At 46.0% G+C, this 22771-nt stretch carries 9 protein-coding genes; 6 read left to right on the top strand and 3 right to left on the bottom strand.

What is annotated here, in order from left to right:
- Positions 1-56 precede the first annotated feature (56 nt).
- Entirely contained in the window at positions 57-959 is a 903-nt protein-coding gene (locus tag AB6D07_RS05160; RefSeq protein ID WP_017097897.1) for a LysR family transcriptional regulator, read from the bottom strand.
- A 128-nt stretch (positions 960-1087) separates the two neighbouring features.
- Between AB6D07_RS05160 and AB6D07_RS05155 the strand changes: the two genes are divergently transcribed.
- The 5 genes from AB6D07_RS05155 (at position 1088) to AB6D07_RS05135 (ending at position 7219) form a co-directional block, all read left to right on the top strand.
- Positions 1088-2152, top strand: a complete 1065-nt coding sequence (locus tag AB6D07_RS05155) for an HlyD family secretion protein (protein WP_122047038.1) — start codon at positions 1088-1090, stop codon at positions 2150-2152.
- Between the two features lie 3 nt (positions 2153-2155).
- On the top strand, positions 2156-3706 hold the full coding sequence (locus AB6D07_RS05150) for a DHA2 family efflux MFS transporter permease subunit (RefSeq protein ID WP_017102617.1): 1551 nt from the start codon (positions 2156-2158) through the stop codon (positions 3704-3706).
- A gap of 288 nt (positions 3707-3994) precedes the next feature.
- Positions 3995-5584 carry a response regulator gene (locus tag AB6D07_RS05145; RefSeq protein WP_017102616.1) on the top strand — a complete coding sequence of 530 codons (1590 nt, stop codon included), beginning with the start codon at positions 3995-3997 and terminating at the stop codon, positions 5582-5584.
- Positions 5578-5910: an Hpt domain-containing protein gene (locus AB6D07_RS05140; protein ID WP_017060508.1), complete on the top strand. Its 333-nt coding sequence runs from the start codon at positions 5578-5580 to the stop codon at positions 5908-5910. Before AB6D07_RS05145 ends, AB6D07_RS05140 begins: the two co-directional genes overlap by 7 nt.
- A gap of 412 nt (positions 5911-6322) precedes the next feature.
- Positions 6323-7219, top strand: coding sequence for an RNA polymerase sigma factor RpoD/SigA (locus AB6D07_RS05135; RefSeq protein ID WP_017102615.1), 897 nt, complete (start codon positions 6323-6325; stop codon positions 7217-7219).
- 220 nt (positions 7220-7439) lie between these two features.
- On the opposite strand, the gene AB6D07_RS05130 is transcribed toward AB6D07_RS05135, so the two are convergent.
- Both AB6D07_RS05130 and AB6D07_RS05125 read right to left on the bottom strand, forming a co-directional pair.
- On the bottom strand, positions 7440-7793 hold the full coding sequence (locus tag AB6D07_RS05130) for a hypothetical protein (RefSeq protein ID WP_017072193.1): 354 nt from the start codon (positions 7791-7793) through the stop codon (positions 7440-7442).
- A 226-nt stretch (positions 7794-8019) separates the two neighbouring features.
- Complete coding sequence (locus tag AB6D07_RS05125; RefSeq protein WP_017102614.1) at positions 8020-22221, bottom strand: carboxypeptidase-like regulatory domain-containing protein; 14202 nt, start codon at positions 22219-22221, stop codon at positions 8020-8022.
- A 186-nt stretch (positions 22222-22407) separates the two neighbouring features.
- On the opposite strand from AB6D07_RS05125, the gene AB6D07_RS05120 reads away from it, so the two are divergent.
- Positions 22408-22770 (top strand): hypothetical protein, encoded by a 363-nt coding sequence (locus AB6D07_RS05120; protein WP_017102613.1) that lies wholly within the window; start codon positions 22408-22410, stop codon positions 22768-22770.
- The last annotated feature ends 1 nt before the right edge of the window (position 22771 follow it).

Here is a 22771-nt window from a genome sequence, read left to right as displayed (position 1 = left end):
ACAAAAACGAATAATAGGAAGCTTAAGCACTTATTTAACCGCTAATGTTCAGCCCGTTACTTGTGCTTCCTATTTTGAAAAGCAGTCAGTAGATAGTCGATAAAGACCTTCTTACGTTTCGGCATCAACTGTCTGTCTGCATACACTAGGCTTACTGAAACTTCTGGCATCTCATATTCAGGTAACAAGCGAATCAGCTTACCTGTCTTGAAGTGTTCCCGACAAATGAATTCAGGAAGCACCGCCAAGCCGAGCCCATCCACACACGCTGTTAGGCATGCCGTGATGGTATTCACCCGCAACTGACACGGTAGATCGATCAAAATCGACTCACCGCCTTCTAATTGCAAATGCCACTTAGGTAGACGTGCCGCCTTGTTCACGACCTCAATCATCCTAAATGGAGGCTTAAGGTCATCGGGTGAAGAGATTTCACCGAACTGTTCTAAATACTCAGGGCTGGCTACCAATACACGCTTCGATGTTGTGAGGTAACGAGAAACCAAGCTCGAGTCCACTAGCTCACCAATTTGTGCGTAAAGATCGATCCCCTCCGCAATGATGTCGACTTCTCGATTCGATAGTTCTAAGTTCAAAGTCACGTTTGGGTGCTCTTTTAGGAAACTGTGGATGTATGTGGCTAATACTTGATGCCCCAATTCGACAGGCAACACAACATTCAACTGCCCTCGGATCAAATCCTGATTGGCAGAAACCTCTAACTCAGCTTGGTTCATGATCTCTTGCATCTGCATGCTCGACTGATAAAAGCGCTCACCCTCTGGCGTTAAAACTAAACTTCGTGTCGAACGAGTGATCAACCTCACACCTAGGTGCTGTTCCAGCTCGTCTAGCTTTCGGCTGACGGTCGACTTGGTCATGTTCAATGCTTCAGCTGCGTGCGTGAAACTCCCACAATCAACAACTTGTGTAAAAACAGTCACAGCATTTAAGTCCATCGTACTTCTCCCAAAGCCCTATTAGTAAGATTCACGCAACAGTGTTTCCCTTTTTTCCTATCTTATCAATCAATCGAATTCATTTACAATTCGTTACATCTAAATAAAAACAAAATGAGAAATAAAAAATGACAGAGAACAACAACGCTTCGCAATCAGTAAGCACAAAAAAACGTAAAAAAGCCCCGCTTATTGCTACTGCGATCATGCTGTCATTAGGCTTAGCTGGCGCTGGATATTGGTATGGCTATGGCCAGTACTTCGAGTCAACCGACAATGCCTACCTGCAAGGCGACATCACTAATATAAGCCCGAAGGTGTCGGGTTATATTGTTAAGTCTTACGTGAGTGATAACCAATCGGTTAAACAAGGTGACTTGTTGGTTCAAATTGATGATCGTGATTACCAATCTGCACTTGCTCAGGCGAATGCGCATTTAAGCGTCGTTCAATCAAGCGTACACAACCTTATCGCTCAACAAACGTTACAACGTAGCCAAATAAATCAAGCTGAGAGCCGTGTTGATTCCGCACAAGCTGAATACGAGCGTGCAATCCAACAAGTCGTGCGTTCTCGTAGCTTATTAAAGCGTAACTATGCTTCGCAAGATGAAGTCGACAGCATGGTCGCACAACAAAAAGTCACCCAAGCAGAACTTGAAGAAGCAAAAGCAAACCTTGTCGCAAGTAATGATCAACTAATCGTGATTGCGAGTGAAATCGAACAAGCAAACGCATCCGTGACTGAAGCTCAAGCACAAAGAGATCAAGCACAACTTAACCTTGATTACACCAAGGTCTACGCGCCAGCGGATGGCGAGATTGGTAAACGTAGCGTCCGTGAAGGCTTGCTGATTCAAGCAGGCGCGCCATTGATGAGTTTGGTACCAAACAACCAAGTGTGGATTGAAGCTAACTTCAAAGAAACTCAATTAAGCGGTATTCATAAAGGCCAAACCGTAGAAGTCGAACTGGATGCCTTTCCGGGTCAACCACTTGAAGGCGTGGTAGACAGCTTCTCCCCTGCGACTGGCGCTAAGTTTGCGCTCCTACCACCAGAAAACGCGACCGGTAACTTCACTAAAATCGTTCAGCGTGTACCGGTGAAAATTACGATTCCAGATCAGCAAGAGTTGAAAGGTCGACTGCTCCCTGGTTTGTCTGTGGTAGCGACCATCGATAAACGAGGCTAGACCATGAGTAACACTGGTGTTGTCACCCAAACAAATGATGATGACGAGGTTTCGAGACGCCATTGGATCGCCCTTTTTGGCGGCTTAATCGGCGCGTTTATGGCGATCTTGGATATTCAGATCACCAACTCGTCTCTCAAAGACATTCAAGGTGCGCTGTCTGCCACCTTGGATGAAAGCTCGTGGATCTCTACGTCTTACCTAGTCGCAGAGATGATCGCTATCCCACTCAGTGGTTGGCTTTCTAAAGCGCTCGGTAAACGCCGTTATATCACGTGGACGACGGCCATCTTCACCATTTCATCTTTGTTGTGTTCGTTTTCTTGGAACATGACCTCGATGATTGTATTCCGCGCGATGCAAGGCTTCAGTGGTGGTGCTTTAATCCCGCTTGCTTTCTCGTTAGTGATTCAGTTATTACCTGTTAACAAACGTGCTGTGGGTATGGCACTGTTTGGCGTAACCGCGACCTTTGCTCCATCGATCGGCCCAACATTTGGTGGTTGGCTGACGGAGAACTTCTCGTGGCACTATATTTTCTATATCAATATTCCGCCGGCTTTGCTTGTGATCACCATGATCCGATATGGCTTGGATGATGAAAAGCTCGACCTTGGCACACTGAAAAAAGCCGACTGGTTTGGTATCGCGACCATGGCGTTAGGGCTAGGTTGTTTGGAAGTGGTACTAGAAGAAGGTAACCGTGAAGAGTGGTTCAGTTCGAGCTTTATTATTGGCTTGAGTATCGTGTCGGCGGTGAGTTTGGTTTACTTTGTGATAAACGAACTCCAACACAAAAAGCCATTAGTTAACCTGCGGCTATTGCGGGATGGGCAGTTTGCTATGTCTTGTATCGCCTATTTGATTTTGGGGATGGCGTTGCTCGGCTCTATCTATGTACTGCCAATGTACCTCACTCAAATTCAGCAATACAATGCGATGGAGATTGGTGAAGTCTTGATGTGGATGGGTTTCCCACAGTTGTTGATATTCCCAATCGTTCCTAAGCTGACGCAAATCATTAAGCCCAAGTACTTAGTGACCTTTGGTTTCGCGATGTTTGGCTTCAGTTGTTACGTGAATACACATATGACGATTGATTTTGGTGGCCAACAGTTGATCTTGTCTATGGTTCTGCGTGCTATTGGTAGCCCGTTTATTATGGTTCCCCTGTCTTTGGTTGCGATGAAAAACATCAGAAAAATGGACACGCCTGACGCTTCGACCTTAACCAACGTAATGCGAAACCTAGGGGGTGCTTTTAGTATCGCGATTATTGCTACGTTGTTAGATAACAAAACGCGCGAGCATTTGGCGCATATCAAAGAGTCGCTGCCTTCAGTTAGCCAGTTGGGTTGGCAAACGCTCAAAGATCAACAAGCGTTCTTTATTCAATCAGGAAGTGATGCCGCAACGGCGATGCAACAAGCGCAAGCTAGCCTACTTGGCACAATGCAACGTGACGCCGCTATCATGGCTTACAACGATGTGTTCTTAATGATGACGGCGTTCTTAGCTCTAGCTGCAGTATTGATTTTGAGCATGCGTGATTAGCGCTAGAGTTTTGTTTAATAAAGCTTCAAGAAAAGAACAACATTTCGAATAAAAAACCGAACAATTAAACTGAGAGGTAAGCTTATCGGCTTGCCTCTTTTTTATTTCTAAAACACGTATAGCCCAACGAAAATCAGGTAAAAGTAACCTGCGTTTGAAGTCTTTCATAAATGTTATCGAATACTCCTTAATTACCAATAGTTTATTGAGTGTTTGCCTGTGATATTGGCACCTTGACAATGTGCAACTTGACGCCTAAATTAAAAATAACATTTGGTATTGAGGAAAATGGATTTGACCTTACCACCTGACCTACGAGTTTTAATTGTCGACGACTCCAAGAGTGCAACTATTCTTATAAAGCAGCAACTCTCGAGCTTGGGCATTGCACATGATTGCATCTTTATTGCGACCGACTATCGACAAGCAATTAAAGCGGTCGAGACTCACTCTTTTCATGTACTCCTCATCGATTACCACCTAGAGCAATTCTTCACGGGCTTTGAACTATTAGGAATTCTGTATCGAAATAGGCTCATCGACCATACGGTTGCGACAATTTTACTCTCCGGGGATATGCGTCAAGAAACGGTATTAACTGCCCTGTCGGGCGAGGCACACCATTTCGTTTCTAAACCGATTCATACTCAGAGGTTAGGTAAAAAGATCCAAAGTGCTGTGTCCGTCTCGAAAAAGCTGACACAACTGAACGAGTTATATCCAATCACCAGTCAGGATAAATTGGCTCAAGCATTAGCGGTCTCGCCTAATGGCACTAGCGTTCAATTCGAAGCGACACTGATTGAACATTTAATTTCAGGTAAGAATTGGCAATTGCTCTCTAGCGTCATTAACAACTCGAAAACCAACATGCACCCGACAAAACTGGTTGCTGAAGCTCTGATTCTCGACAGTTTAGGCAAACAGGATCTAGCCATAGATAAGCTCCACAACTTTCTGATCGCGCAGCCACTCTCATTGAGCGTCATTGATTGCTTAAGCTGTATCTACGAAAAACATAAGATGCTGCTTCCTGCTCTGAAATTAGCGATTCGTGCATTTGAGATGACACCAAGTATCAGCCATCGTGCAATCAGGGCGATTGACTTGGCTGAGAACGCAGACAACACACGTATGATCATAAAGTTAGGTGAGATGTATGCGACCCATATTTCAGCTGCTGACATTGATGTCATCCATTCCATTGGTGCGCACTTTAATTCCTTAAAAGCAACGTATCAGCGCGAGACGCAACTAAAGTACAAACGTATTTTGCTTGAGCACGCCAACCAATTCACCGAGTTGGTAAACCTGAAACTTCCGGTAAAACAACAGCAGCAAGTTTTGGCCAGCCTGGCCCTATTTCAGACCAGCATATTGCTCATCGAAAATAGCCCTCAGATTGCCCACAAAAAAGTGATTAGAGCTTCGACACTGTTAGCGAACAATTTCCACAGCCAACCGACTTACTTGCTCACTCAGTTATTACCCATGCTCGCCCACTTTGGTGAGTACTCTCTTTATCATTTAACAGTGGAATGTCTCAAATCTCGTGGAGAAGCCATAAATCACCAACTTGAGTCCAAAAATGTCGACCCCTCAACGTGTATAAACATTGAAAATTTGGGTTCGATCCAAGAAATAAAGGACTACATTCACAGTTACCCATATTCAGTTGCCGCCAAACTTGACTATATATACGCCGTCAATAAAGCTCATATAGATGAGAAACTTAGCGACGACTATCTAGAAGAAATCTTACAGTTAGAACTTCCTCCAAAATGGAATCAATGGATTAGTGATTCATCAAGGTATGGTTTTTCCACTAAGCCGCCTAGCCCATTTTCAACATTCAGCCGACAGGAGTCCACATGCTAGACTTTGATGCTTTAAACGCCTATTTAGACAATGACAGAGACGTCATTTACGCCGTTTTGTCTACATATCAAGAAGACCATGGCAATTCGCTACAAGAGATCGAAGAGTTGGTTCAACAACAAGATTGGGGCAAGCTTCATTTTACCGTTCACACCTTAAAAGGCATTTTAGCCAGCTTTGGTGAAGAAACGGCCACAGTTGCATTGGAAAGAGTAGAACAAAACACACTCAATAAGCTTGCGCCGCAAGATGATGATCTTTCGGTTATCTACAGCGAAATGAAGATCATTAATCAGCAAATCGATGAGGTTCTTAGCACTTATTAGTCGATAGAATTAAAACGTGCGTGGCGATACTTAACAGCCGACACAGCTAAAAGAGTTGAGGTACTTGGAAACATTGAACCTCGACTCTTACCATTTTTCTCATTATTTCTCCTCTCAATTATAGTTCTAACCCACACCTATAAATTCACGTCATTTATCTAGATAAACCGATGTATAACACATGCTTTATAAACTATCCGTCTTAATGTTTTAAATGAAAAACCAACACACTTGATGAGATGCAAAATAGTTAAATATTTGTAGATCTTTTTGTGACATAAACATACGAAATTGCATTTTATTTATTGGTAAAGAAGAAACTGTTATCTACACTCTAATGAAACCAAGCGTTAATCACTTGGTAGCATAATAATAAAATAAAACGTTCAGTCGGCTAGATAAGGACAAGGAAATGAACAACGATAGTTTTGCTGCGTTTCAGGGGCTCACGGATGAAACACCCATTACCGAATCATTTTCTACCAGTGCAGACCCTTATGCTCATTATCTGAAAGATATTGTAGGCATTGATCTGCTGTCGCGTGAAGATGAAGTGTATTACGCAAAATTGAATCGCGCGGGTGATAAAAAAGCGCGTGATGTTATGATCGAATCAAACCTACGCCTTGTTGTGAAGATCGCAAAGAGTTACCTAAAACGTAAAGGCAATAATTTCACCCTGCTCGACCTGATCGAGGAAGGCAACATTGGCTTGATTAAAGCCATCGACAAATACGATCCAGAACCAGGTTATCGTTTTTCAACCTATGCTGTGTGGTGGGTCCGTGAAAACATTGAAGCCGCACTCATGAACACGGGTCGAACCGTTCGATTGCCAGCCCACGTGTGTAAAGAAATAAACAGCCTCGCCTCAAAAAAGCTCGATGTAAGCAGAAAAATGAGTAAAGAGGTTTCTATTTCTGAGTTATCAGACAGTTCAGGTGTTAAGGCCGAACGCGTCGATCAACTGGTGGCGTTAAGCGGGTTTATTGACGTGACGACAACGGTTGGAACTAGCCATGCTCCTATGGTGCTTGATCAATGCGAAAGTGAATATATCCTCGACCCTCAACAAGACTGTGAAGATAAATCCTTTACCCAAGCTCTGGAACAAATTATCAATACACTTCCTCCAAAATTACAAAAGGTGCTCATCCACCGTTTTGGTTTCTTTGATAACAACGTGAAAACGCTGTCTGAGGTCGGACAAATGTTGGATGTGAACGTTTCTAATGAACGTGTTAGACAAATGCAGAAAGAAGCGGTCGAAAGGATTCAAAAACGACTCAAATTTGATGGTTGGGTGTAAACCGCAACCCTGATTAGAAGTGGGTAAAAATAACGTTTCGCCAAAACAGCAACGTTAAGTAAAAGAATGAACCTAAAGGGTGAGCCTCAAAGCTTGCCCTTTTTGTTTGCCTGTATTGTTTACCTGATTCGCCAGAAAAACAAAAATATCGTAAGCACACGGCCCCTAATTCGCTAATGGCTAATGCCTAATACCTAATGAAAAATGCCACAGCATTAACTTACCTTAGAGAAGTGACTCGCTCACTGCGCAAAATGAGATAATTGATATAAGTGGTTTCAAGACAATCTTGTTCCCACACTGATAAAATCCGTTTGGCCGCAAAATAATAATCTTTGTTTCTCAACAACATCCCAACGGTGCGGCTAAGCTTTTCAAATCGAACGTGATCGCTCGCAGAGATGTAGTCATCTTCACTTTCAATAATGGGCGCTAAACCATCAGCAAACCAATTATTCAATATTTCTCGCATCTCTAATTCAGACTCAGGCACATCCACACTCGACAACTCTCGATGTTGAGGCGGTGGCACTATGTACTTCGACGCTTGCGGTGAACTGACATAACGATACATGTCGTCCCTCCGTCTAACTGACCCTTCTAATAATTAAGGACATATTTACCTGTTCTCAAGTTTATTTAGCGAAACAAACAAAAAAAAACAAATAAAAAAGCCATGTATCAATAACTCTACATGGCTTTAATGAGGGCAACTTTACGCTGCCCTATCTGCTTGTTGGCTTAGACTAAATGTCGGTTTAGACTAAATGTCGGTTTAGACTAAAACTAAGCTCTCTCGATTAAATCGAGCTTTGGTCGAAGTCGTTGCCTTGATCAGTTCCAGTTTGAGAATCTGAATCGAAGCTTCCAGAGTCATCCGTGAAGTCAACACCTTGATCTTGACCACCTGAACTTGTCCAGTCGCTGCCACCAGATTCCATACCCGCCATGTCCGGTTGCTGTTCTTGCGTAGAACTTTGCATGGTGTATTGATCATCGACCTCAACTTCAACAGAACCGCTAGCACCGTCTATTGAGCTACCCAATTCGTCGTAACCTTGGAATTGGATCTCGCTAGTACCTTCATAACCTTCTGGAAGTTCAACGGATACAGGCTGCTCTAGGTTGCCACTGATTGTGAAGCTACCATCACCGTTATCCAGTGCGTTGCTCACAGTAGCGCCCTCAGGTAAGCCAGACATATCAGTATAATCAACCGATTCGTTACCACTCACCTCATCTGGAATCGAGATAGAGATGGTATCGCCCGGTGCCGCGGTTACATCGGCTGTACTGTCTTCAGTTTCAGCATCTTGAGCTTGGTCATCAGCTTGTTGAGCCACTTCCACTTGTTGCTCTTCTGTTTCTTGAGCAGCTTGGACTTGTGGTTCATCACTTTGTACTGAATCATCTTCAACTTGGATGCTTAAGCTGTGACTTGATACTTCACCGCCGTCGTTAACTTCAACATTCATCGCTAAATTGCCATCGAAGTCTTCGTTCGGCCAGTAAGTCCACTCACCTTCACCAGATTGAGCAAAGAAGCCAGCATCGTTCGCGTCTGCAACATCAACAACTTGTGCAGAATCACTCACGCCTAACTCATCCACCAGCTGTGCATCCGTGATAGTTAGTGAACCATCATCAGCTAAGGCATAACCTTCGCTCGCCGCCGCTTCATCTCCGCCTTGGATATCCACATTGAAGAAGCTTTCGATGCGATTCTCGCCATCGGTCGCTATAAACCCAACTTGAACATCTCCGGTGTAGTCTTCAGCAGGAGTGAATTGATAGTTACCTTGGTTATCGCTCTCAATTACGCCCTGACCTTCCATCAAGCTTACTGACTCAATGCTCAAGCTGTCGCCTTCTGCATCGCTCAGGTTCGCTAACATGTCTTCATCAGTGAACGACAAGGTGGCATCCGCTGCGATTTCCGTCGTTGTGATGCTGTTAACTTCTGGTGCTGCATTCTCTTGCGAGTCACCTTCTTTCACGACTACGCCAGTTTGCTCATCATGAAGCACGCCATCTTTATCAACTACGTACGCAATGTCTGCTTCGCCCGTGAAGCCTGGTGCTGGTGTGAACGTCCAAGTGCCATCGCCATTATCGACAATCTCACCTTGGCTGCGGTCAGCAAGATGAACCAGTTTCACTTCATCATCGCTGTCAGCATCCACATTCTCAGCCAAACCAATTAGGTCGTCCGCCGTTAGGATGATGGAATCACCCGCCACAGTTTCGAAATCACCTGAATCGATACCATCATCAAACGCTTCCGGCTCATCTCCGTAATCAACCGTTGTTGCACTTACGGTTACGAAGAACTCACCATGGAAGTCTTCAGGCGGCGTCATTTGAATGTTTGAGATATCCCAGTCGAACAGGTCGATGTATTGACCCGGCTCGGTGATCATCACGGTATTCACACCATCTGTTACCTCGAATCCAATAGGGAAACCTGTCATCACCAAGTTACTTAGCGTTTCTGAATCATCGACTAGGCCAACGTTCAGTCCCAGGTGACCCGTTTCATCTTCGCCGAAGACTAATGGACCATCATGGTCGGTTGAAATAACCGCGCCATCTGCGACAGGACGTACGTACACAGGAACATCGAGAACCGTTTCGAACTCACCGTCACTCACGACAACTTGTAGGTCAGAAACACCCGCAAAGTCGCCTGTTGGTGTGAATGTCCAAGTACCATCACCGTTGTCTGTTACTTCTCCGCCATCTTCACCGTCTGCGGTGATAATGCGAGAAACAACAAGGTCAGCGGTATCAATGTCACCGAACAAGTTCATCAAGTCGCCAGCATCGAAGGTGAACGCGCCATCTTCGTCTGTGGTCATCATTGCGTTGCCGACATTGAATGGTGCGTCGTTAACCGGAATGACATCCACATTCAGCGACCCATCAACCACTTCTTCACCGTCAGTAGCTTGATAACCGAGTTCTACTAAGCCATTAAAGTCTTGAGTAGTCACTAAGTGATACATGCCGTCTGGTTGCTGAGTTAAGGTCGCATTCGCTGGAGCCCGAACTGTGATGCTCTCAATGCTGATCTCGTCGCCATCAAGGTCTGTCACTTGATCCGCGATGTAAGCTGGGTCAATCACCATGACCACATCTTCTTCGCCTTGCATCTCAATCATTGGCGCTTCAGGTGCATCATTCACTGGCGTAACATCGATGTTGCCGTCGACTGAAATTGTCTCTTGGCCATCGCTAACATTAAACGTCATTGGCACATCGCCATTGAAGTTTTCGTTTGGCGTAAATGACCAAGTACCATCTTCGTTGTCTAGCAACTCACCTAAGCTAGGGTCGATTTGTAGACCAGAAGCCGACAGCTCGTCTGCGGTGTTATCGATGTCGGTAGCTTGAGCTAACAACATGTCTTGTGTGATAAGAATGGTGCTGTCTTCGGCTGTGGTTAGTTTCACATCCTCAGATTCAGGTCCATCGTTGACAGCCAGAACTTCGATACCTGCCGTTGTTGTTGCCGTTGCACCGTCATCATCGGTCACGACCACATCTAGGCTGATATCACCATTAAAGTTCTCGTTTGGCGTGAAGGTCACAGACCCATTATCGTTTTGAACCAAGGTGCCGTCAGAGCCTGAGTAAGTCACGCTTTCAAGCGACACTTCACCATCAACGTCAGAGCTATTAGCAATTAACTGCTCAGGGCTGATTGTGATGGTGCCATCTTCGTTCATTTGATAAGACGTAGAACCCGCTACCGGCGCATCGTTAACATCCGTTACCGTCACACCAATATTGGCATCGACTGTCTCAGTGCCATCAGTCACTGTGAAGCCTAGGTTGACATCGCCATTGAAGTTCTCGTTCGGAGCAAAACTATAAGTGCCATCACCGTTATCCGTGAATACACCTTCTGCGCCCGTGTAAGACACATCCGTGATAGACAAGTCATCGCCGTCAATGTCTGCAGCACCTGCTAGTAGGTCTGCATCCGTGAAGATTAACGTTCCATCTTCCTCAACAGTAAAGTTTTGGTCTTCTGCTGTTGGTAGGTCATTGACTGGGTTAACCGTTAGGTCGACGCCAGCTTGAACAGTTTCGAGGCCATCTGACACGTCGAAGCTTAGGTCAATGTCACCGTTGAAATCAGCATCAGGCATGATAGTAAATGAACCATCTTCGTTTGCCGTTACGGTTGCATTGTCACCTGCAGATAGGTTGCTTGCGGTCAGTGCATCACCATCAACATCGGAAGCGTTCGCCAACAACTGTTCTTGAGACAGCGTAATTGAACCATCTTCATCAACCGAGTAAGCCACGTTTCCGGCTACTGGAGCGTCGTTGACAGCAATTACTTCAATACCAGCCGTTGTTTCAGCCGTTGCGCCATCGTCATCAATAACCGTCACATCAAGGTTGATGTCTCCGTTAAAGTTTTCGTTTGGTGCGAACGTTACCGAACCATCTTCATTTTGAACCAAGATACCGTCTGCACCTGAGTAGCTCACGCTATCAAGCGACACTTCACCGTCCACATCGGAGCTATTGGCAATCAACTGCTCAGGGCTCAATGTGATGGTGCCATCTTCGTTCATTTGGTAAGACGTTGCGCCTGCCACTGGTGCATCGTTAACGTCTGTTACCGTTACGTCGATGTTTGCATCGACTGTCTCAGTGCCGTCAGATACTGAGAAGTCTAGGCTTACTTCACCGTTGAAGTTTTCGTTTGGAGCAAAGGTGTAAGTGCCATCGCCATTGTCGGTAAACACACCCTCTGCGCCAGTGTAAGACACATCAGCAACTGACAGCTCATCACCATCAATATCAGAAGCACCCGCTAGCAGTTGCTCGTCTGTAAAGGTAAGTGAACCACCTTCTTCAATGGTGTAAGCGACATCTTCTACAACCGCGATGTCATTCACTGGATTCACAGTAAGGTCGGCCGTTGCAACAACCGTTTCAGTACCATCAGAAAGGTCGAAGCTAAGGTCAATATCACCATTAAAGTCGGCATCCGGTGTAATAGTAAATGAACCATCATCGTTTGCCGTAACGGTAGCGTTATCACCCGCGGTTAGATTAGCCGCGGTAAGATCATCGCCGTCCACATCCGATGCTTGAGCCAGCAGTTGCTCTTGGCTTAGCGTGATTGAACCATCTTCATCCACTGAGTAAGCCAAGTCACCTGACACTGGTGCATCGTTGACTGCGATAACATCTATACCCGCAGTGGTTTCAGCCGTTGCACCCTCTTCATCAGCAACGGTTACATCTAGGCTGACATTGCCGTTGAAGTTTTCATTTGGTGCGAAGCTGTAAGTACCATCACCATTGTCAGTAAAGATACCGTCTGCGCCTGAGTAGGAAACGTCGCTAACGGATACATCACCTTCAATGTCTGAGCTGTTCGCAAGAAGCTGCGCTTCAGAGATGGTAATCACGTTATCTTCGTCAACGCTGTAGGTCGTTGAACCTGCTACCGGCAAGTCATTAACAGCAATGACGTCGATACCTGCGGTTGTTTCAGCGGTTGCGCCATCTTCATCCATAACAGAGACATCAAGACTGATGTCACCGTTAAAGTTTTCGTTTGGAGCAAAGGTGTAAGTACCATCACCATTATCAGTGAATACACCATCAGTGCCGCTGTAGCTTACATCGCTGACAAACACTTCCCCTTCAACATCCGAGCTATTCGCCAGAAGTTGTGCATCGCTTAGCGTAATACTGCCGTCTTCTTCAACGCTGTAAGTTGTAGAACCTGCTACCGGTACGTCGTTGATTGGAACCACTTGAACATCAATATTCGCCGATACAACATCTGTACCATCACTCACATCGTAAGTTAGGTCGACATTACCATTGAAGTTCTCGTTTGGAGCAAAGGTATAAGTACCGTCGCCGTTATCCGTAAACACACCTTCGGTGCCTTCGTAGTTAACAGATTCAACAGAAAGGTCGTCGCCATCGATATCCGTTGCACCAGCGAGTAACTGCTCATCAGTGAAGGTCAGTGAGCCATCTTCATTGATGGTATAGTCGTGGTCATAAATAACCGAAAGGTCATTAACTGCTGTTACGGTCACGTCTAGTTCCGCTGGAGTAACCCCACCGTTGCCATCGTCTACGTTGTAGCTAATCGAGAATTCACCATTGAAGTTCTCTTCCGGTGTAATGGTGTAAGTACCATCACCATTGTCAGTGATAAGAGCGTTCTCAATGGAAACATCTCCAACACTTGGTTCGTTTCCACCCGTATCACCAGAGTCATCACCTTCATCTCCGGTTAGCAATTCAGAGATATCAATGCCGTTTTCATTCGCGAGCGCTTCTTCTGCCGTTGGCAAGTCGAATGCATTTTGAGTGCCTACGTCTTGGCTTGGAACAATAACGCCATTCACGATATCAAATACATGCCAGTGGTCACCCGATGGGTTCTCAGATAAATCAGGGCTAAAGGTTTCAACCAATGTATCGCCAACAAACACCTGAACCTGTACATCTTCAACACCATCCACATCCCAACTTCTGCTGGTGTAGTTGTGTACTGAATAGTGCATGTCAGCATCTTGATAATTTGGAATAGTGATGGTTTCAGGACCACCGCCATTCGTGTCATCCACATCTTGCTGAACGACATTACCTTCGCCCAAATCGTGGCTCATGTCGCGATAGTAAATGTGGTCTAGCTCATTGCCATTTTCTGTATCGTAGAGCCATAAATGGTTGTCCATATCACGTGGGCTTTCACCCCATGTGACCACGATACGCATATCTGTTTCTTCAAGTACTTCAGATATTGCAGTTACGCCACCGTTGGTATCTTCGCCTGCTGGAACTAGGAAGCTGCTAGTAATTGAGCCTTCTTGTTCAATCGTAACGGTACCTTGGTCAACAACAGGACCGCTCACAGAGTAGTTACCGGATTGATCGGTCTCCGCCGTGTAAGAATGACCTGCGTTGTCGGTTAGCGTAACATCCGCACCTGCGATTGGATTGCCAGTTTCAGCATCCAACACAGTACCAGTAACGGTCGTTTCATCGCCCTGCTCTCCGATAATTGCGGTCATGTCATCGTCTTCGATGTCAGTCGCGAATTGTAGGAGCTCTTCTTGAGTAATGGTGTATGAACCGTCTTCTTCAATGGTTATCGCCACATCAGCAGAAACAATTGGCGCGTCGTTAACTGGGTCAACGGTCAAGCCTAAGTTAGCGGCAATTGGTGTGTCGCCATCGCTGATGCTGTAGGCAACATCGATGTAGCCATTGAAGTTTTCGCTTGGAGTGATTGAGAACGTGCCATCGCCATTGTCGACAATCGTTGCATCGTCACCCACTAATGTTAAGTCGGAAGCGACAAGGTCGTCGCCCTCAATATCAGCGGCATTCGCAAGTAACTGCTCCTGCGTGATAGTGATGACATTATCTTCATCAACGTTCGCATAAACATCAGATGTCGTTGGCAAGTCGTTGACTGGGTTTACCGTCAGATCGGCGTTCGCCACAATCGACTCAGTGCCGTCCGAGATATCAAAGCTTAAGTCGATATCGCCATTGAAGTTCGCATCTGGCGTTACCGTAAAGGTGCCATCACCATTATCAACAACGGTTGCATTATCGCCTGCGCTTAAGTTGCTTGCGGTCAGATCATCGCCATCCACATCCGAGGCTTGAGATAGCAACTGCTCTTGAGTCAGAGTAATGGAACCATCTTCATCAATGCTGTATGCCAAATCACCCGATACTGGTGGATCGTTAATTGGAAGAACATCAATACTTGCGCTGGTGGCTACTGTCGCACCGCCTTCATCTGTCACCACTACATCAAGGCTAACATCGCCGTCGAAGTTTGCGTTCGGCGCGAAGCTAAATGTTCCATCGCCATTGTCAGTAAAGATGCCGTCAGCGCCTGTGTAGTTCACGCTATCAATCGCCACTTCACCTTCAATATCAGAAGAGTTCGCCAACAGTTGCTCTGCACTGATGGTGATAACTTCATCTTCGTTTACTGAGTAACTGGTTGAGCCTGCGATTGGCGGATCGTTCACCTCAAGTACAGTGATTCCCGCTGTGGTCGCTTCTGTTACCCCTTCTTCATCGGTAACAACAACCGCTAAGCTCACATCACCATTGAAGTTCTCGTTTGGAGAGAAGGTGTAAGTGCCGTCACCGTTGTCTTCGAACACACCGTCACTGCCAGTGTAAGTCACGCTATCAATCGCAACCTCACCTTCAACGTCTGAAGAGTTGGCTAATAGTTGTTCGTTACTGATCGTGATTGAGTTGTCTTCATGTACGGTGTAAGACGTGCTGCCCGCCACTGGTGGATCGTTCTCAGGCGTCACGCTCACATCGATGTTCGCTTGAACCGTATCCGTGCCATCTGACACATCAAAGCTGAAGTTCACATCACCATTGAAGTTCTCGTTTGGCGCAAAGCTGTAGCTTCCGTCGCCATTATCAGTAAGAACGCCATCAGCACCCGTGTATGTCACACCTTCTACCGTTAAGTCATCACCTTCAACATCCGTTGCACCCGTTAACAGGTCAGCGTCAGAGAAGTTAAGAACCCCATCTTCACCAATAGTGAATGCTTGGTCTTGTGGCTCTGGCGCGTCATTGACCGGTGTTACCGTCAAGTCTAGGCCTGCAGCGACCATGTCTTCCCCATCGGTTACATCGTAACTAAATTCGATATTACCGTTGAAGTTTTCACTCGGTGTAATGGTGAAGCTGCCATCGTCGTTCATTTGAACGGTCGCATTTTCATCATTGGTGGTTAGGTTGATTGCTGATAGGTCATCACCATCAATGTCAACAGCGTGCTCTAGCAACTGCTCTTGAGTTAGCGTGATGCTGTTGTCTTCGGCTGTCACAGCACTGATGTCACCATCAACTTCTGGAGCATCATTCGCTGGCGAGATATGAATCGTCACATCTTGGGTTGCCGTCGCGGTGGTGCCCGTATCAACATCAGTCGACGTCGCATTCACGGTTAGAACCACATCCCCATTGAAGTCACCTGAAGGGATAAACTCTAGCCCTTCTAGCTCACCAGGTTGCAATGACCAAGTGCCATCACCGTTATCAGTACCTGCAGAAAGCGAGCTGCCTTCCGGCACATCTTCAATCAAAATAGCAAGGTTTTCTGAACCATCGGTATCGGTTAGAGCGGCATCAATATCGAGTGGTACAGGTGTATCTTCGGTACCAATGATTTGGTAATCCGCGTCAGACACTGTGATTTCGATGTTGTCGATACCAAACGACTCATCACTCACACCTTGGTTCAAGGTTGAACCGAAGCCTAACTCAAGTTGGCCGTCTTCAACGGGTACCGTTAGGTTGATTTGGTGCGCTTGGTCGTTCCAACCACTGAAGCCTTCACCTTGCGACACGCCGTGAACAACTTCACCCACTTCATTGCCCGCTGAATCGTACAATGTTGTAGTGCCATCTTGAGTTTGGAACGCCGAGTTGTCTAACGAAGTTAGCTCTTCGCCGCCGACAAAGATTTGGAATGACTCACCATCCCAAGAATCAATTTCGTAGAAACTGAACGAGATATTAACTTCGCTCACATCACTTGGAATGTCGTAAGTTTTGCTGACTGCTTCATCGCCACCAGTGCCACCAATACGACCTAGCATGTCACCTGATTCGAAGCCTTGTGAGCTTTCAGTACCGGTATTCCAACCGTTTGAGCCAGACTCGAAGTTGTCTGACGCAATCACTAGGTCAGACGCAATCGACAGCTCTGGCATATCAACCACAGATTGAACATCAATTGTCGCTTCTGCTGGTACTGTCGCTGTACCGTCATTCACGTCGAACGTCACATTTACATTGCCGTCGAAGTTTTCATTCGGTGCGAATGTGTAAGTACCGTCGCCGTTATCAACCAAAGTACCGCTATCTGAAGCCACATTTTCAACCGATAGGTTATCGCCATCAATGTCGCCCGCATTTTGCAGCAGTTGCTCTTCTGTGAAGGTAAAGCTGGTGTCTTCTTGAGTCACAAATTGTGGCTCACCTACTGTTGGCAAGTCATTAACTGGGTTAACCGTTAGGTCAGCTGTTGCTTGAAGCGTCGCATCACCATCGGTAATGTCGAAGTTCAAATCAATGTCGCCATTGAAGTTAGCATCTGGCGTGATAGTGAAACTACCATCATCGTTTGCAGTAACTGTCGCATCACCACCAACGGTCAGGTTAGCCGCTGTTAAGTCATCGCCATCCACATCACTCGCTTGAGCAAGTAATTGCTCTTGGCTCAGGGTAATTGAACCATCTTCGTCCACGCTGTACGCCAAGTCGCCCGATACCGGAGCATCGTTAACAGGCAGAACATCAATGCTTGCGTTGGTCGCTACGGTTGCGCCTTCTTCATCAGTAACGACAACATCAAGGCTTACATCGCCATCGAAGTTAGCGTTTGGTGCGAAGCTGAATGTGCCATCACCATTGTCGGTAAAGATACCGTCTGAGCCTGTGTAGTTAACGCTATCAATCGCCACTTCACCTTCGATATCAGAAGCGTTCGCCAACAGTTGCTCTGAACTGATGGTGATAACTTCGTCCTCGTTGACTGAGTAGCTGGTTGAGCCTGCGATTGGTGGATCGTTCACCTCAAGTACAGTAATACCCGCGGTGGTCGATTCAGTTGCACCCTCTTCATCGGTAACGACAACATCAAGGCTAACTTCGCCGTTGAAGTTTTCGTTTGGTGAGAAGGTGTAAGTACCGTCACCGTTGTCTTCAAAGACACCATCAGCGCCAGTGTAAGTCACGCTATCGACTGCCACATCACCTTCAATGTCCGAAGTGTTAGCAAGTAACTGTTCGTCGCTGATGGTAATTGAGTTGTCTTCATGAACGGTGTAAGACGTGCTACCTGCAACCGGTGGATCGTTCTCTGGTGTCACGCTGACATCAATGTTGGCTTGAACCGTATCCGTGCCATCTGACACATCAAAACTGAAGTTCACATCACCATTGAAGTTCTCGTTTGGCGCAAAGCTGTAGCTTCCATCGCCATTATCAGTAAGAACACCATCAGCGCCCGTGTAGAGCACGTTTTCAATCGACAGTTCATCACCATCAATATCTGACGCGCCTGCAAGTAGGTCAGCATCGGTGAAGAGTAACGTACCGTCTTCTTCAATCGTGAACTGTTGATCTTGCGCTTGTGGCAAGTCATTCAACGGGTTCACTGTGATATCAAGACCGACTTGAACCTCACCACCATCGTTATCGATGATATCGAAACTCAGGTCTAGGTCGCCGTTGTAATCAGCGTCTGGTGTAATGGTGTAGCTACCATCGTCGTTTTGTTGGATGGTTGCATTTTCATCGGTCGAAAGGTTAATAGCTTCTAGGTTTTCGCTATCAATATCACCAGCTCGCGCCAGTAACTGCTCTTGGCTTAGTGTGATTAAGCTGTCTTCGTTGATGGTGTAAGCCAAATCGCCCGATACTGGTGGATCGTTAATTGGCAGTACATCAACATTAATCTGTGTCTCTACCGTCGCACCATCTTCATCTTGAATGGTCACACCCAATTGAACCTGACCATTAAAGTTTTCATTGGGTGCAAAGCTGCATGTACCATCACCATTTACAGTGAAGATACCGTCAGAGCCATCGTAGTTAATGCCAACAAGTTCTACATCGCCTTCGATATCCGAAGCATTCACAAGAATCTGAGATTCACTGAACGTCAGAACCGAATCTTCATCAATGGTGTATGACGTTGGACCTGCGACCGGTGGATCATTCACTTCTAGAACGGTAATGCCCGCGGTGGTCTCATCAATCGAACCGTCTTCATCAGCAACAATAACGTCAAGGCTGATATCGCCACTGAAGTTTTCATTAGGAAGGAAGGTATAACTGCCGTCACCATTGTCTTGGAACACACCATCCGTACCACTGTAGGTCACGCTATCAACCGATACCGCACCTTCAACGTCAGAAGAGTTTGCTAACAATTGCTCATCAGAAATTGTGATAGCGTTGTCTTCATTGACCATGTACGAGGTAGAGCCAGCAACTGGCGGATCGTTCTCAGGTGTCACGCTCACATCAATATTTGCACTAACCGTTTCTGTGCCATCAGACACATCGAAGCCGAAGTTTACATCGCCATTGAAGTTTTCGTTTGGTGCAAAGGTATAAGTACCATCACCATGGTCCGTTAATACACCGTCACCGCCTGTGTAGCTGATGCCTTCTACGGTGAGGTCATCGCCATCGATATCGGTGGCATCAGTAAGCAGGTCAGCGTCAGTGAATTGGAGCGTACCGTCTTCTTCTACACTGAACTGTTGATCTTGAGGAACTGGCAGATCATTGATTGGATTAACAGTAAGATCGGCGGTTGCTTGAACCGTGTCAGTACCATCCGTGATGTTGAATTGGATATCAACGTCACCATTGAAGTTCGCATCAGGAACAATGGTGAAGCTACCATCATCATTAGCGGTTACCGTTGCGTTTCCATCAACCGTTAGGTCGCTCGCGGTTAGGTCTTCACCTTCAACATCGGACGCTTGAGACAACAACTGATCTTGGCTCAATGTGATTGAACCGTCTTCGTTAACGTTGTAAGCCAAATCACCCGAGACTGGTGCATCATTAATTGGCAGAACATCCACGTTGATGACCGTATCAACTTCTGCGCCGTCTTCATCACGAATAGTCACGTCAAGTTGAACTTGGCCATTAAAGTTCTCATTCGGTGCAAAGCTACAAGTCCCATCTCCATTGACTGAGAAGATGCCATCAGGGCCGTCGTAGCTAATGCCGACAAGCTCAACATCCCCTTCTAAATCAGAAGCATTCAGTAGCATTTGTGACTCACTGAAGGTCAGTACTGAGTCTTCATCAATGGTGTAAGACGTTGGGCCTGCGACTGGCGGATCATTCACTTCAAGTACGGTGATACCCGCAGTTGTCGCATCGGTTGCACCTTCTTCATCGGCAACCACTACATCTAGGGCAATTTCACCGCTGAAGTTCTCATTTGGCGAGAAGGTGTAAGTGCCATTACCGTTGATTTCAAGGACACCATCACTACCCGAGTAAGTCACGCTGTCTATCGATACATCACCTTCGATGTCTGAAGATGTTGCCAATAGTTGTGCATCAGAAATGGTAATCGAATTGTCTTCATTAACTGTGTAAGACGTAGAGCCAGCAACTGGCGGATCGTTCTCTGGAGTCACGCTAATATCAATGTTTGCAGACACCGTATCGGTGCCGTCTGAAACATCGAAACTAAAGTTTACGTCGCCATTGAAGTTTTCATTTGGCGCAAAGCTGTATGAGCCCCCACCCAGGTCAGTCAGTACGCCATCAGTACCTTCATAACTGATACCTTCAACCGTCAGGTTATCACCTTCAACGTCTGTCGCACCTGTAAGCAGATCCGCGTCTGTGAACAGTAAAGTACCGTCTTCTGCAATACTGAACTGTTGATCTTGAGGCACTGGCAGATCATTAACTGGGTTAACAGTTAGGTCTGCGGAAGCTTGAACGGTATTGGTGCCATCAGAGATATCAAAACTGATATCAATGTCGCCATTGAAGTTCTCATCTGGCGTGATAGTGAAACTGCCATCATCGTTTTGAGTAACGGTTGCATCACCGCCAACTGTTAGGCTGCTGGCTGTCAGGTCATCGCCTTCAACGTCAGACGCTTGCGATAGAAGCTGCTCTTGGCTTAAACGGATAGAACCGTCTTCATCGATTGAGTATGCTAGGTCACCTGACACAGGCGCATCATCAACCGCTGTTACGCTCACATCGATGTTGGTAGAGACTGTATCGGTACCATCTGATACATCGAAACCGAAGTTTACGTCGCCATTAAAGTTTTCATTCGGTGCGAAGGTGTATGTGCCATTACCGTTGTCGGTAAGAATACCGTCGCCACCGTCGTAGGTCACACTTTCAATAGTAAGGTTGTCACCTTCAATGTCCGTCGCACCAGAAAGAAGATCAGCGTCGGTGAAGACAAGAGTTCCGTCTTCCTCTATTTCAAACGTTTTATCTTCTGGTACAGGTGCGTCATTAATAGGACGAACCGTTAAATCAATTGCACTACTTATGGTTTCTTGGCCGTCACTGATATCAAAAGTAAGGTCTAGCTCGCCATTAAAGTCAGCGGAAGGTACAACTGTGAATGTACCGTCACCATTATCTTGAACCGTTGCATCTGCGCCGACTTGAACATTTGAAGCAACAAGCTCATCACCATCAACATCACTTGCGTATTCGAGTAATTGTTCTTGAGTAAATGTTATGGAGCCATCTTCATCCATGATGTAAGCCAGATCTTGTTCAGCCTCTGGAGCATCATTTTCACTTTCCACTTTGATTTTGAACGTTTCACTTGTTGTCTCAGAATCAAAGTCATCTTCTACTTCACTGATGGTCTCTTCATCTGAAGCTTGAACATCAACGGCAAATGTCTCTTCGACTGTCTGTGAATCGAGGTCATCATCGACTTGTTGGCCATCAGATTCAGAAGATGTAGCACTCGGCGCTGCAGATGTACGTGCTGCTTGGCCTTGTTCTTCATTACCCTCAGCGTCGGCTCCACCTGTCGCAGCCTCTGCGTTATCGCCACCTACGGCTTGAGCGCCAGCACCTGCTCCGCCACCACTGCCAGCAGCATTATCCGAGCCAGCTTCCGAAGCCGCACCACCGACTACATTAGATTGAGCTGCATCTGAATCTCCATCGCTTTCTGGCGTCTCTTCTTGAACAGCCGCACCAGAAGCTGCTGCTTCTTCTGAATTACCAGCACCACTTGGATTGTCTTCCAACGCTTGGTTCACTTCGTCTGCCGCGTCGGTATTTTCAGCACCCGTCGCTACCGTCGACGCAATCGTGTTCTGTTGATTCTGCTGTTGGGAGGGCGTACCCGCGTCGTTCGTGTCCGTCTGTTCTACCGCGTCATTGAGATCTTCATTTTGGTTGTTTTGGTTATTTTCGCCTGCCATTACAGCCTCCGTTGCTACTAGCTAACTGATCGTATTTAGAGGCATTAAAGGACACCATTTTGAAAAACCAAGTTTTTATACAACTTTTTTCATATTTTTCTTTTTATGCATAAAGAAGTAAAAAAAATTTGAAAACTGCCTTTAAAGATCCTTAGTTATTGTGATTAAAGCAATTAAGGCAGTGGAATGATGATAGACATGACGAATTTATTGCGTTCAATCGACAACAACCACAAAGGGCTGCAATTGCTGCTAGGCGACTTTTATAAGGACTTTTCGGACGCACCGATGAACATAGAGATGCTTCATAAAGGTAATCGTTTTGATGAACTCAACAACTACTCTAAAAAATTGAAAACCATCTTAACTTTGTTATGCGACCAAGACCTGCCGCCCAAAATGGCCAAGTTGGAACATTTGAGTAAACACGAATTCCCTGCGCCGGAAGCGCTTTTAGAGGATGTAAAAACTGAACTACAAAACGTCAATAGACAAATCCATCACTTGTTGGATATTAAGGAAGTTGTAGATGACGAGTCATCGAGGTAGG

It is taken from the genome of Vibrio sp. 10N.239.312.C11, assembly GCF_041466065.1.
GTDB lineage: Bacteria > Pseudomonadota > Gammaproteobacteria > Enterobacterales > Vibrionaceae > Vibrio > Vibrio tasmaniensis_A.
The sequence above is the reverse complement of the archived record's forward strand: the minus strand, read 5'-3'. Positions and strand labels throughout refer to the sequence as shown.